General features: G+C 75.0%; 12 protein-coding genes. 3 read left to right on the plus strand and 9 right to left on the minus strand.

What is annotated here, in order from left to right; translation table 11 throughout:
• The first annotated feature begins 79 nt into the window (after positions 1-79).
• The gene (locus ACGFI2_RS15670; RefSeq protein WP_393516702.1) at positions 80-820 is read left to right on the plus strand and encodes a class I SAM-dependent methyltransferase; all 741 of its coding nucleotides are present in this window, start codon (positions 80-82) and stop codon (positions 818-820) included.
• A gap of 2 nt (positions 821-822) precedes the next feature.
• On the opposite strand, the gene ACGFI2_RS15675 is transcribed toward ACGFI2_RS15670, so the two are convergent.
• From ACGFI2_RS15675 to ACGFI2_RS15705, 7 genes are all read right to left on the minus strand, one after another.
• Positions 823-1,581: a type III pantothenate kinase gene (locus tag ACGFI2_RS15675; RefSeq protein ID WP_393516704.1), complete on the minus strand. Its 759-nt coding sequence runs from the start codon at positions 1,579-1,581 to the stop codon at positions 823-825.
• 17 nt (positions 1,582-1,598) lie between these two features.
• Positions 1,599-2,495, minus strand: a complete 897-nt coding sequence (gene nadC / locus ACGFI2_RS15680) for a carboxylating nicotinate-nucleotide diphosphorylase (protein WP_393516707.1) — start codon at positions 2,493-2,495, stop codon at positions 1,599-1,601.
• A gap of 67 nt (positions 2,496-2,562) precedes the next feature.
• Positions 2,563-4,299: an L-aspartate oxidase gene (locus ACGFI2_RS15685; RefSeq protein WP_393516709.1), complete on the minus strand. Its 1,737-nt coding sequence runs from the start codon at positions 4,297-4,299 to the stop codon at positions 2,563-2,565.
• A gap of 61 nt (positions 4,300-4,360) precedes the next feature.
• Positions 4,361-5,254, minus strand: a complete 894-nt coding sequence (locus ACGFI2_RS15690; RefSeq protein ID WP_393516712.1) for a septum formation family protein — start codon at positions 5,252-5,254, stop codon at positions 4,361-4,363.
• A 91-nt stretch (positions 5,255-5,345) separates the two neighbouring features.
• Positions 5,346-5,774 carry an aspartate 1-decarboxylase gene (panD, locus tag ACGFI2_RS15695; protein WP_393516715.1) on the minus strand — a complete coding sequence of 143 codons (429 nt, stop codon included), beginning with the start codon at positions 5,772-5,774 and terminating at the stop codon, positions 5,346-5,348.
• Between the two features lie 29 nt (positions 5,775-5,803).
• Positions 5,804-6,646, minus strand: a complete 843-nt coding sequence (panC, locus tag ACGFI2_RS15700) for a pantoate--beta-alanine ligase (RefSeq protein WP_393516718.1) — start codon at positions 6,644-6,646, stop codon at positions 5,804-5,806.
• Positions 6,640-7,575 (minus strand): Rossmann-like and DUF2520 domain-containing protein, encoded by a 936-nt coding sequence (locus ACGFI2_RS15705; RefSeq protein WP_393516721.1) that lies wholly within the window; start codon positions 7,573-7,575, stop codon positions 6,640-6,642. The genes panC and ACGFI2_RS15705 overlap by 7 nt, the downstream gene beginning before the upstream one ends.
• Positions 7,576-7,761: 186 nt before the next feature.
• Here ACGFI2_RS15705 and ACGFI2_RS15710 point away from each other — a divergent pair, with 186 nt between their 5' ends.
• The gene (locus tag ACGFI2_RS15710) at positions 7,762-8,826 is read left to right on the plus strand and encodes an SAM-dependent methyltransferase (protein ID WP_393516942.1); all 1,065 of its coding nucleotides are present in this window, start codon (positions 7,762-7,764) and stop codon (positions 8,824-8,826) included.
• On the plus strand, positions 8,823-9,992 hold the full coding sequence (locus tag ACGFI2_RS15715; protein WP_181570726.1) for an NADH-quinone oxidoreductase subunit D: 1,170 nt from the start codon (positions 8,823-8,825) through the stop codon (positions 9,990-9,992). Before ACGFI2_RS15710 ends, ACGFI2_RS15715 begins: the two co-directional genes overlap by 4 nt.
• Before the next feature lie 64 nt (positions 9,993-10,056).
• Here ACGFI2_RS15715 and ACGFI2_RS15720 read toward each other — a convergent pair whose 3' ends face one another.
• Together ACGFI2_RS15720 and ACGFI2_RS15725 are read right to left on the minus strand one after the other, a co-directional pair.
• Positions 10,057-11,928 (minus strand): hypothetical protein, encoded by a 1,872-nt coding sequence (locus ACGFI2_RS15720; RefSeq protein ID WP_393516724.1) that lies wholly within the window; start codon positions 11,926-11,928, stop codon positions 10,057-10,059.
• Between the two features lie 132 nt (positions 11,929-12,060).
• Positions 12,061-13,065, minus strand: a complete 1,005-nt coding sequence (locus tag ACGFI2_RS15725) for a glycine betaine ABC transporter substrate-binding protein (protein ID WP_393516727.1) — start codon at positions 13,063-13,065, stop codon at positions 12,061-12,063.
• Between the last annotated feature and the right edge of the window lie 3 nt (positions 13,066-13,068).

Below are 13,068 nucleotides of genomic sequence, written 5' to 3' on the forward strand. Positions count from 1 at the left end.
GCCTTGGGGAACATCGGCGGGGTCAGCACATGAGCGTACTCAAGCGCCGTGCCGGCCGTTACGGGATAACCTGCCCGCCATGACCGACCCCACTGCGGCGCTCTCGTTCGGCGCCGCCGCCGGCGAGTACGACCGGTTCCGGCCCCGCTATCCGCAGGAGGCGCTGCGCTGGGCGCTGGAAGGCTGTCCCGCCCCGGCCCGGGTGGTGGACCTCGGCGCCGGCACCGGCATCCTCACCCGCGGGCTGTCCGCGCTCGGACACCACGTCGTACCCGTCGAGCCGGATCCGGAGATGCGGGCGCAACTGGCCGCCGCCACCTCGGGCACGACGGCGCTGGCCGGCAGCGCCGAGTCGATGCCGCTGCCCGACGACGCCGTGGACGCGGTGCTGGTCGGGCAGGCCTACCACTGGTTCGACCGGGACCGCGCGCACGCCGAGGTGGCCCGGGTGCTGCGCCCCGGCGGCACGTTCGCGCCGGTGTGGAACGTCCGGGACGAGCGGGTCGGCTGGGTGGCCGAGCTGACCCGGATCGCCCACCTCGACCACAACGCCGGTGACGTGACCGACCGGTACGCCGACTTCGGCCCCGCCTTCATCCCGGTCGAGGTCGGCGAGTTCGGCCACGCCACCACGCTCACCCCGGACGAGCTGGTGGCCATGCTGCACACCCGCTCCTACTGGCTGACCGCCACCCCGGCCGAGCGGGCGCGGGTCGACGGCGGGCTGACCGACCTGTTCGCCACCCACCCGGAGCTGGCCGGCCGGGACACCGTGGAGCTGCCGTACCGCACGGTCGTGCTTCGCGCGCGGCGCTACTGACCTCAGGTGTTGCGGTCGTAGACCATCCGCAGGCCGATCAGGGTGATCATCGGCTCGTGGTGGGTGATGGTGGCGCACTCCCCCAGCACCAGCGCGGCCAGACCGCCGGTGGCGATGACCGCCTTCACCTCGCCCAGTTCCTCGGACATCCGCTCGACGATCCGGTCCACCTGGCCGGCGAAGCCGAAGTAGAGGCCGGACTGGAGGCACTCGACGGTGTTCTTGCCGATCACCGACCGCGGCCGGGTGGCCTCCACCTTGCGCAACTGGGCGGCGCGGGCGGCCAGCGCGTCGAACGAGATCTCGATGCCGGGCGCGAACGCCCCGCCGAGGAACTCGCCCCGGTCGCTGATCACGTCGAAGTTGGTGGTGGTGCCGAAGTCCACCACGATCGACGGCCCGCCGTAGAGCGTGTACGCGGCCAGCGTGTTCACCACCCGGTCCGCGCCCACCTCCTTCGGGTTGTCGATGGCGAGCTGCACCCCGGTGCGTACGCCCGGCTCGACGATCACACTCGGCAGGTCGGCGTAGTAGCGATCCAGCATGGTGCGCAGCGAGCGCAACGCGGCCGGCACGGTCGAACAGGCGGCCACCCCGGTGATCTCCACGGCGTCACCGGCCAGCAACCCCCGGAACATCAGGCCCAGCTCGTCCGCGGTGGAGCGGGCGTCGGTCTTGATCCGCCAGGAGTGCACCAGCTTGTCGCCGTCGAAGGTCGCCAGCACGGTGTTGGTGTTTCCGATGTCGATGCAGAGCAGCACAGCGGCAGCCTAGACCGTTACTTCTGGCGCAGGTCGAGGGCGATGTCGAGGATCGGCGAGGAGTGGGTGAGCGCGCCGACCGACAGGAAGTCGACGCCGGTGGCCCCGTACTCGGCCGCCACCGGCAGGGTCAGCCCACCGGTCGCCTCCAGCTCCGCCCGGTCGCCCACCACGGCCACCACCTCACGCAGCTGCGCCGGGGTCATGTTGTCCAGCAGCAGGAAACCCGCCCCGGCCTCGACCGCCTCCACCGCCTCGGCCAGCGTGTCCACCTCGACCTGCACCGGCACCTCCGGGAACGCCTCCCGGACCCGCCGGAACGCGGCCGTGATCCCGCCCGCCGCCAGCTTGTGGTTGTCCTTGATCATGGCAACGTCGTGCAGGCCCATCCGCTTGTTGGTGCCGCCGCCGGCCCGGACCGCGTACTTCTCCAGCGCGCGCAGCCCCGGCGTGGTCTTACGGGTGTCCAGCACCATGGCCTTCGTGCCGGCCAGCGCGTCCGCCCAGGCCCGGGTGTGGGTCGCCACCCCGGACATCCGGGAGAGCAGGTTGAGCGCCGTCCGCTCGGCGGTGAGCAGCAGCCGGGTCGGCCCGGTCACCGTGGCCAGCACGTCGCCGCGCGCCACCCGCTGACCGTCGTGGGCCACCAGCGACACCGCGACCGTACGCCCCGCGCCGGTCACCTCACCCACCAGCTCGAACACGGCGGCGGCCACCGGCAGGCCGGCGACCACCCCGTCCTCGCGCGCCACCAGGTCGGCGGTGTCCCGCTGGTCGTCGGGGACGGTGGCGACGCTCGTGACGTCGAGGAAGTCCGGGCCCAGGTCCTCGGCCAGCGCGTCGACCACGACCTGCCGGACCCGTTCCGGATCCAGGCCGCCGTCCCGCAACGCCCGTACCGTCGACTCGATCATGAAACTTCCTCCTCCATCGACGACGTTCGCGACTGCGGGGCTCGCAGAACCGGCTCACTCCTCGCGCTCACCGCGCCTCCCCCGTTCGCGACTGCGGGGCTCGCAGAACCGGCTCACTCCTCGCGCTCACCAAACGCTCGGCCAACCGCCCGTCCGGGCCCACCTCGGCCACCAGGTGGCCCCGCCACCTGTCGTCGGCGGCCGGGAAGTCCTCCCGCCAGTGGCAGCCCCGTGTCTCCGCGCGGGCGTACGCGGCGGCGACAAGCGTCGACGCCACGGTGGTCAGGTTCGTCGCCTCCCAGTCGGCGGTACGCGGCACCCCCCGCCCCTCGCCCAGCCCGGTCAGGGTGACGGCGGTGGCGGCCAGTGTCTCCGCCGAGCGGAGCACGCCCGCGCCGCGGGTCATCGCCCGTTGCAGCTCCGGCGTGCCCGCCGCCGGCACCAGCCGGCCCTCGTCCCCCACCCAGGCGCCGGTCTCCGCCGGCCGGGCCTGCTCGGGCAGCCCGGCGGCGATGTCCTCGGCGATCCGGCGGGAGAAGACCAGCCCCTCCAGCAGCGAGTTGCTGGCCAGCCGGTTGGCGCCGTGCACCCCGGTGCAGGCCACCTCGCCGCAGGCGTACAGGCCGGGGATCGAGGTGCGGCCGTGCAGGTCGGTCCGGACGCCGCCGGAGGCGTAGTGCGCCGCCGGCGCGACCGGGATCAGGTCGGTCGCCGGGTCCACGCCGATGGCCAGGCAGGACGCCACGATGGTGGGGAACCGCCGGGCCAGGAAGTCGCCGCCCAGGTGCCGCGCGTCCAGGAAGACCTGGTCGGCGCCGGTGGTCAGCAGCACCCGGTGGATGCCCTTGGCCACCACGTCCCGGGGGGCCAGTTCGGCCAGCTCGTGCTGGCCGACCATGAACCGCTTGCCGTCGCCGTCGACCAGATGGGCGCCCTCGCCGCGCAGCGCCTCCGAGACCAGCGGTTGCTGCGCCAGGCCGGCGCCCGGGCCGCCGGCCGGCACGATCAACGCGGTCGGGTGGAACTGGACGAACTCCAGGTCGGTGACGGCGGCGCCGGCACGCAACGCCAGGGCGACACCGTCCCCGGTGGAGACCGCCGGGTTGGTGGTGGCCGCGAAGACCTGCCCCATCCCGCCGGTCGCCAGCACCACCGCGCGGCCGAGGATCGCGCCGACGCCGTCCTCGCTGCCCTCGCCGAGCACGTGCAGCGTGATCCCGCAGGCCGGGCCGAGCCCGCCCGGACCGTCGCCCGGGGCGCGCAGCAGGTCCAGCACCAGGGCGTGCTCGACCAGCCGGATCCAGGGGTCGCGGCGCACCGCCGCGTGCAACGCCCGCTGCACCTCCGCACCGGTGGCGTCGCCGCCGGCGTGCACGATCCGGTCGGCCCGGTGGCCGCCCTCCCGGCCGAGCATCAGCGAGCCGTCCGGGTTGCGGTCGAACTCCGCCCCGATCCGCATCAGCTCGCGCAGCCGGACCGGGCCCTCCTCGACCAGCACCCGGACCGCCGCCGGATCGCAGAGACCCACGCCGGCCACCTCGGTGTCGTACGCGTGCGCGCCCGGGCTGTCCGACGGGTCGAGCACCGCGGCGATGCCGCCCTGCGCCCAGCGGGTGGAGCCCTCGTCCATGTCGACCTTGGTGACGACCGTGACGTGCAGGCCGGCCTCGCGCAGGTGCAGCGCGGCGGTCAGCCCGGCGACCCCGGAGCCGACGACGATCACGTCGGTGGTCTCCACCCAGCCGGGCGCGGGCGCGGCGAGCAGCCGGGGCAGCGCAGGCAGGCCGACGGTGGGTAAGTCCATGGGCACAGTCAACCCGAAGCGTCCTCGTCCCGGGTGACGGGGGCGGGACGAGTGGTTTCGGCTACCTCGTCCGGACCGGCAGGCGGCCCGGGCCGGCACCCTTCAGCGAGCCGGTCACCGTGCGGTCGCTGAGCCACAAATAGCAGCGGACGCCCCGGTCGCCGACCCCCCAGCGGCCGGCGCCGGGCGGCCGGACCACCACGTCGCTGCGGTAGCGCAGGGCCCCGTCGGCGGGCACCCCGGAGAAACGCGCGATGGCGCCGAAGCAGCCGGCGTAGAGCGGCGCCCAGTCCGCCGGCTTCTTCGGGTACGGGCGGTCCGGTGCCACCCAGACGCCGGCGAACTCGGCGTCGTGCGCCACCGCGCAGTCGACCGGGGTGAGCCTCTGCACCCGGCCGCGGTCCTGCCCGGTGCGCTGGCAGCCCAGGCGCAGCGGGGACGGCGGCTTGAGCGCGTTACGCAGGCTGCCCGTCCGGGTCACCACCACGGCCGCCGCCTCGACCGTGTTCAGCTCGGCCAGGTCGCACCGGTACCAGCGGGAGCCGGCCGTCCAGCCGGTGCCGGTGGGCACCGCCACGGCCAGCCGGAGCCGCCCGGCGCGCCAGTCGTCGCCCAGGTAGCCCCGGGCCCGGGTGTCGCAGTCGGCGAACGCGGTACGCATCTCCGGTGAGCCGAGCGCCGGCGGGGCGGTCCGGTCGACGGCGAACGCGCCCACGTGCGCCGTCTCCACCCGGTGCGGCAGATCGCAGCCGACCGGCGCGTACGCCGGCAGGCCCACGGCCGGGGTGAAGTCGGCGACCTGGCAGACCTCGGCCACCGGGGTGAACGGACCGGCCGGCGGCATGGCCGCCCAGTCGTCGCCGAGATCCCCGTCCAGCCCGCCCGACGAGGCGCACCCGACCAGCAGCACACCCGCGACCACGGCGGCGACGAGGCTTCGCATCGCACGGCCCATCGCGCCTCCCCCAGCCCGACGACCGTCGATTCCGACGGTGCGCCCAGGGTAGCCGAAAATGACCTTCCGGTGACAGACCGCGTCGGGGGGATCAGGGCAGGGCGGCGGCCAGGGGGTTCGGGGTGGGATTCCCGGCGGTGCCGGGGGCGGCGGTGGTGGGGTCGGCGGTCAGGTCGACGATCCGGTTGTCCGCGTCGACGTGCACCACCCGGGGCTGCCAGGCGCGCGCCTCGGCGTCGTCCATCTGCCCGTACGAGATGAGGATGACCAGGTCGCCGGGGTGCACCAGGTGCGCGGCGGCGCCGTTGATGCCGATCACGCCGCTGCCCCGCCGGCCCGGGATCACGTACGTCTCCAGGCGGGCGCCGTTGGTGATGTCCACGATCGCGACCTGCTCACCGGGGAGCAGGTCCGCCGCGTCGAGCAGATCCTCGTCCACGGTCACCGAGCCGACGTAGTGCAGGTCGGCCTGGGTCACCGTGGCCCGGTGGATCTTCGACTTGAGCATGGTCCGGAGCATCGGGGTGCCTTTCCGCATAGGTGCTGGGGTCAGGGACGCGGCGCGAGGTGGATCGCCGTGTTGTCGATCAGGCGAGTGGCGCCGACCCAGGCGGCGATCAGCAGCCGGGCCGCGCCGGAGACCGGTCCGGGCTCCAGATCGGTGTCGGTGAGCACAAGGTAGTCGAGGCGGGCCTCCGGCGCGTCGAACGCCCGGTGCGCGGCGGCCAGCACCGCGCCCGCGTCGTCGCCCCGCCCGGCCGCCGCGACGCCGGCCCGCAGCGCGGCGGAGAGGCTCAGCGCGGCCCGCCGCTCCTCGGCGGACAGGTAACGGTTGCGGCTGGACAGCGCCAGCCCGTCCAGCTCGCGCACGGTCGGCACGCCGACGATCTCGGTCGGCACGTCGAGGTCGCGGACCATCCGGCGGACCAGGGTGAGCTGCTGGTAGTCCTTCTCGCCGAAGAAGGCCAGGTCCGGGCGGGTGAGCTGGAGCAGCTTCAGGACCACGGTGAGCACGCCGTGGAAGAAACCGGGACGGCTCAGGCCCTCCAGGTCCTCGCCGAGCGGGCCCGGGTCCAGCCGCACCGTCGGCTGCCCCTGCGGATACATCTCGCTCACCGGGGGCGCGAAGACCAGGTCCACCCCGGCCCGGCGGCAGATCTCCAGGTCGGCGTCGAGCGTGCGCGGGTAGCGGTCGAAGTCCTCGTTCGGGCCGAACTGGAGCGGGTTCACGAAGACGGTCACCAGCACGTGGTCGGCCCGCTCCCGAGCGGCCCGCAGCAGCGTCTCGTGCCCCGCGTGCAGCGCGCCCATGGTCATCACCACGCCGACCGTGCCGGTCAGCCCGTCCCGGGCCGCCGCCAGCTCCTTGCGCGTGTGCACGACGCTCACCACGAGGAGGCCACCTCCATCCCGTCCAGCACGTCCCGCAGCGGCGCCGCGTCCGCCGGGCGCAGCCGGCCCGCCGCGACCGCACGGTCCGCCGTCCGTCGGGCCAACGCCAGGTACGCCGGCACGGATTCCGGCGCGGCCGCGGCCAGCCGGTCCAGGTGCCGGCGTACGGTGCCCGCGTCGCCCCGGGAGACCGGGCCGGTCAACGCGTCGTCACCGAGGCGCAGGGCGTTCTCCAGGGCGGCCCGCAGCAGCGGGGCGAGCACCTTCTCCGGCCGGTCCACCCCGGCGTCGCGCAGCCGGTCGGCCGCGTCGTTGACCAGGGTCACCAGGTGGTTGGCGCCGTGCGCGAGGGCCGCGTGGTAGAGCGGCCGGTCGGCCTCGCCCACCCACTCCGGCACGCCGCCCAGGTCGGCCACCAGCCGGGCCGCGAACGGGCGCAGCTCGGCCGGGGCGGTCACCCCGTAGGAGCTGCCGGCCAGGCGGGACAGGTCGTCCGGCGTACCGGTGAAGGTCATCGCCGGATGCAGCGCGAGCGGCCGGGCGCCGGCCGCGGCGGCCGGGGCCAGCACCGCCAGCCCGTGCGCGCCGGAGGTGTGCGCCACCACCTGCCCGGGACGCAGCGCGCCGCTCGCGGCCAGGTCGGCCACCACCCCGGCCAGGGCGTCGTCGGGAACCGCCACGATCAGCAGGTCGGTGGCGGCGCGCGCCACGGCGGGCGCGGAGCGGTGCGGGGCCTGCGGCAGCAGCAGCGCCAGCCGGGCCCGCGAGGCACCGGACGAACCGGACACGGCGGCCACCCGGTGACCGGCGGCGGCGAGGGCCGCGCCGAGCACGGCGCCGACCCGTCCGGCGCCGAGCACGCCGACGGTGAGGGTACGGGGGAAGGCGAGCGGGGCCCGGAGGGCCCGCGGGCGCAGCGGTGCGCTCATGGCAGCGATCCAGTCCTCGAAGGGGGTACCGGTCGATGGCAAGTATGCGCCCGGGTGACAGACCGGAACCAAGAAGGTGTGAAAACCTTCACCGGCCGTCCGAAGCGCCCGCCCGGTGGTATGCAAGGGGCACCTTAGGGTCGGCACGTGAGATCCGGGAACCCCACACTGCGCTGGCGCGACGCGATGGAACGGGCGCTCTACGGGCCGGACGGCTTCTTCGTCGCCGGCCCCGGCCCCGCCGCCCACTTCCGCACCAGCGTGCACGCCTCGCCGGCCTTCGCCGCTGCCGTGGCGCGGCAGCTCGCCGTCCTCGACGACGCGCTTGGGCAACCGGACCGGCTGGACGTGGTCGACGTGGGCGCCGGCCGGGGGGAGCTGCTCGGGGCGCTGCTGGCCCAGGCCGCGCCGGAGCTGGCCGCTCGGATCCACCCGGTCGCGGTGGAACGGGCCGCCCGCCCGGCCGGCCTGCCACCCGAGATCCACTGGCGCCACGAGATCCCCGAGGGGATCACCGGCCTGCTGCTGGCCACCGAATGGCTGGACAACGTCCCCCTGGACGTCGCCACGTACACCCCCGACGGCTGGCGCCTCGTCCTGGTCGACCCCACCACCGGCGAGGAAACCCCCGGCCGAGCCCTCTCCCTCGCCGACACCGCCTGGCTGACCCACTGGTGGCCGCCCCCGGTGATCAAGGAGTTCGGGTCGGGTGGAGGCCCGGACCACGACGCAAACCCCTTGATCATCGGCGTGGAGCGCGGGCAGCCGGGCGGGTGGGACGGCGGATGGGCGCGGGCGGAGGTCGGGCGGAAACGGGACGAGGTCTGGGCGGAGGCGGTGGGGCGGATCGAACGCGGGCTGGCGCTGGCGGTGGACTACGGGCACCTGCGGGACGCCCGGCCCGTGGACGGGACGTTGACCGGGTACCGGGACGGACGACAGGTGCCGCCGGTGCCGGACGGGTCGTGCGACGTGACCGCGCACGTCGCCATCGACTCGGTCGCCTCTGCCGGTGAGCGGGTCGCCCGGTGTGCGTACACCCTGGTGTCGCAGCGGGAGGCGCTGCGGGCGCTCGGGGCCGACGGCGGGCGACCGCCGCTGGCGTCGGCCTCCCGGGACCCGGCCGGCTACCTGCGGGCGCTGGCCACGGCGTCGGCGGTGGCCGAGCTGACCGACCCGGCCGGCCTCGGCGGGCACTGGTGGCTGTGGCAGCCGGTCGGCGTCGCCCTCGACCCGCTCGTGGCACGATGACGGGCATGACCACGGACGCCGGCGACCTCCGCGAGCTGACCGTCGGCACCGGGGCCGGCGGTGAGCAGCTCGGCACCGACATGGTGCTCAACATCGGGCCACAGCACCCCTCGACGCACGGCGTGCTGCGGCTGCGCCTGGTGCTCGACGGGGAGCGGGTGGTCGCCGCCGAGCCGATCGTCGGCTACATGCACCGGGGGGCGGAGAAGCTCTTCGAGGTACGCGACTACCGGCAGATCATCGTGCTGGCCAACCGGCACGACTGGCTGTCCGCGTTCTCCAACGAGCTGGGCGTGGTGCTCGCGGTCGAACGGCTGATGGGCATGGAGGTGCCGGAACGCGCGACCTGGCTGCGGATGGCGCTGGCCGAGCTGAACCGGGTGCTCAACCACCTGATGTTCCTCGGCTCCTACCCGCTGGAGATCGGCGCGATCACGCCGATGTTCTACGCGTTCCGCGAACGGGAGACCATCCAGGCGGTGATGGAGGAGGTCTCCGGCGGCCGGATCCACTACATGTTCAACCGGGTCGGCGGCCTGAAGGAGGAGGTGCCGGCCGGCTGGACCGGCCGCGCCCGCGCCGCCATCGGCGAGGTACGCCGCCGGATGCCGGACCTGGACAACCTGATCCGGCGCAACGAGATCTTCCTGGCCCGTACCGTCGGCGTCGGTGTGCTGTCCGCCGCCGACGCCGCCGCGTTCGGCGCGTCCGGGCCGGTCGGCCGGGCCTCCGGGCTCGACCTCGACCTGCGCCGGGACGAGCCGTACCTGGCGTACGACCAGCTCGACGTGCCGGTGGTGACGAAGACCGCCGGGGACTGCCACGCCCGGTTCGAGGTGCTGCTCGACCAGGTGTACGCCTCACTGGACCTCGCCGAGCAGTGCCTGGACCGGGTGGACCGGATCAGCGGGCCGGTGAACACCCGGCTGCCCAAGGTCGTCAAGGCGCCCGAAGGGCACACCTACGCCTGGACCGAGAACCCGCTCGGCATCAACGGCTACTACCTGGTCTCCCGGGGCGAGAAGACGCCGTGGCGGCTCAAGCTGCGCACCGCCTCGTACGCGAACGTGCAGGCGCTGTCGACGCTGCTGCCCGGATGCCTGGTGCCGGACCTGATCGCCATCCTCGGCTCGATGTTCTTCGTGGTCGGCGACATCGACAAGTGACGTCGTCCCGGCGCCGATCGCATCCCGGCGGCGCGTCGATCCCGTCCGGGCGCCGCGCGAACGGTCAGCGCCAGCGGTCGGTGGCATCCCGGGGCGGCTGTCCGTAGCCGTGCTCCGGCTGCCGCCACTCCGGCTCCGGCTGCCGCCACTCCGGCTCGACCTGCCGCCACTCCGGCTGGCCGGTGCGCTGGGTGGGCGGCCGCCACTCGCCCGGCACCGGCACCCCGCCGGCCGGCAACGCCGGCGGGCCCTCCTCCGACCAGGCCGAGTTGCCGTAGGACGGCTCCGGGTCCTGCCACGAACCTGAACCGCCGTACGACGGGTCGGGGTCGCGCCGCGACGAGCCGCCGTACGAGGGCTCCGGATCGTGGCGTGGCTGGTTGCCGTACTCGCCGGACGCGCCGCGGACCGCGGCCCAGCGGTCCTCGATCCGGTACTCGGTGCCGCCGCCGTCGGCGTGCACCGCGGCCCGCCGCTCACCCACCCGGAACTCCCGACCCTGACCGTCGTCGCGCACCGCCGCCCAGCGGTTGCCGGCACGTAGCTCGGACCAGTTCTCTCCGTCCGGCTCGGCGGGCGCCGCCCGGCCGGAACGCTCGACCGGCTCCGCCCGGCCGTACTGTCCGGGTCGCTCGGGCGCCGCCGGCCGGCCGTACTGCCCGGGCCGCGGCCAGGCCGGCGTCGGCGGCTCGTCCACCGGCCGCGCCCGGTCGTCGTCGGCGGACCAGCCGTCGTCCACCGCCCGCGACGACCAGCCCCGCTCACCGGCGGCCGACCTGCCGACGCTCGCCCAGGGATGCTCGCCGCCGGCCCGGCCGGGGCCGTCCCCGGCCCAGCTCGGACCGTCCCCGGCCCGGCCGGGGCCGTCGCTCGACGCGCCCGGCCGGAAGCCGTCGTCCCGCGAGTCGTCGTCGTGCGCGCCGGGCCAGGGCTCCTCCGCGCCCGGGCCGGCCCGCAGGCTCCCGGGCCAGCCGGTCGGGTCGGCGCCGGCCCGTGGACGGTCGTCCCGGCCGGCACCGCGATGCTCGGCCGGTTCCGCGCCCCGCGGCTGGTCCTCCGCCGGCGGCGACCAGCGGCCCGCGAATCCGCCGTACCGGGAATCGGACGGGTCGCCGCCACCACCCACGATGGTGTGTCGCGTGGTGACATGCACGGTCTCGGTGTGGTGGACCACGCCGACCCGGCGGGACTCCGGCCGGGCCTCCGGCTCGGGCACCCGCGCCGCGCCGTAGACGCCGGCGGAGGCCCGTCCGCCGGGCCGTGCCGGCTCCGCTCCGCGACCGCCGAACCCGGTGTGCTGCTCGTGGCGGCCGGCCGGCCGGTCGCGCCCGGCACCGGGCGGCTCGGGTCGCGCCCGGCCCTCGGCGGCGTACGCGTCGGACCCGGTCCGCTCGACGTCGGGACGGACCTCCCATGCCGGCTCGCCCCGCTGGCCGGTGCCGTAGCGACCGCTGGGCTCGTCGTCGTCGCGGCCGGCCGGATGCGCCCGACCCGCGTCGTACGCCCCGGCGACCGGCACCCGGGCCCGGCCGCCCGACCGTTCCTCGACGGGCGCGGCGGCCAGGCCCGCAGCCGCCGCATCGAGCCGGTGGCGTACCGCGCCGGCCGCTTCCTCCGCGCGGCGCGCCTGGTCGAGGGCCTGATTGCCGCGCTGCGCGGCGGCCACGATCTCGGCCCGCAGCTCCCGTCGGAGCTGTTCCAGTTCGTCGCGCAGCTCCTCGGCACCGGCGCCGCCCTGCTCGGCCCGCAACGCGATGGAGAGGCCGATCAGCACCACGGCGAGGATCGCGAGCACGGCACCGAACCGGAGCGTGCCGTTGCCGCCGGCGACCAGCAGGACGAGCGCCGCCAGCGGCGCCAGCCCGACACCGATCCAGAACAGGACGGTCAGCAGCGCCGGGGTGCGCTTGTCGGCGGGGGCGACCGAGGCTGGCATGGGAGTGCAGAGTACCGAGAGTTCCACCGCAGGGGAACGGGTCGGCGCGGTCCGGTGCACGGACCGCTGAGCGCGCTGCCGCCCGGCTGGGACGTCGCCGGCCGGCCGGTGCGACCGGCCGGCGACGGTCGGTCAGCTCGTGGCGAGCGCGGCGTCGGAGGAGAACACCAGGCCGACGCTGGCGGAACCGGTCTTCAGCGCGTTCTTGGTCTGCGGACCGCCCGCGTCCAGCGAGCTGAACGAGCCGGCCTTGAAGTCGTAGACCTCGACGAGACCGGCCTGGCACTTCGGCCGCTGCGGGCACTCCGGCGGACCGGCCAGCACGGTGGCCTGCCCGGAGCACTTCGCGGCCAGGTCGGAGAGGGTCGACACGCCGTACTTGTCGGCGAATGCCTTGGTGACCGCGAAGGCGTTCTGGTCCTGCGCCTGGGACGGCTGACCGAACACCAGGCCGGCCTTGTCGCCCTGGGTCTTGAGCGCCGAGACCGTCTTCTCCAGCTCGGGCGAGGAGACCGGCTGCGCGTCCTTGCCGTTGGTCTTGGTGTTGAGGAACTCGGCCATGGTCGCGGCGTACTCCGGGACGACCTGGATCTGACCCTTCTCCAGGGCCGGCTCGTAGAGCTCCCGGTTGCCGATGGTCTGCACCTTGACCTGGTAGCCGGCCGCGGTGAGCGCGATCTTGTAAAGCTCGGCGACGGTCTGGCTCTCGCTGAAGTTGCCCGCGCCGACCGTCACCTGGCCGCCCGGACCCTTCTCGATCCCGTCGGTCACGCCGTTGGCGCCGGCGAACTCCTGCGCCGCCACCTGGGGCGTCTTCCGCTCGTCGTCGACGGCCCGGTTGAGCTGGATCAGCTTGGGCGTGTCGAGCTTCGCGGAAACCTTGTCCAGCGCGGCGACAAGCTGCGGTGTGGCCGCCTTCGCGTTGATCGCGGGGAGGACGTTGTCGGTGTTCTGGAGCTTCTTGTCGTCGGTGAGGACAACGAGCTGATCACCCGCGACCGGGGCGCAACCGGCGCCCGAGGCGCCCGCCTCGGGGGCGTCGGTGCCGGACGAACCGGCATCGCCGCAGCCGGTGAGAAGGCTCGCCGCGACGAGGGCGCCGAAGGCCCCCGCGGCCAGCCGTGAACGTGCGCGCATCAA

This window comes from Micromonospora sp. NPDC049282, assembly GCF_043197045.1.
Lineage (GTDB): Bacteria > Actinomycetota > Actinomycetes > Mycobacteriales > Micromonosporaceae > Micromonospora.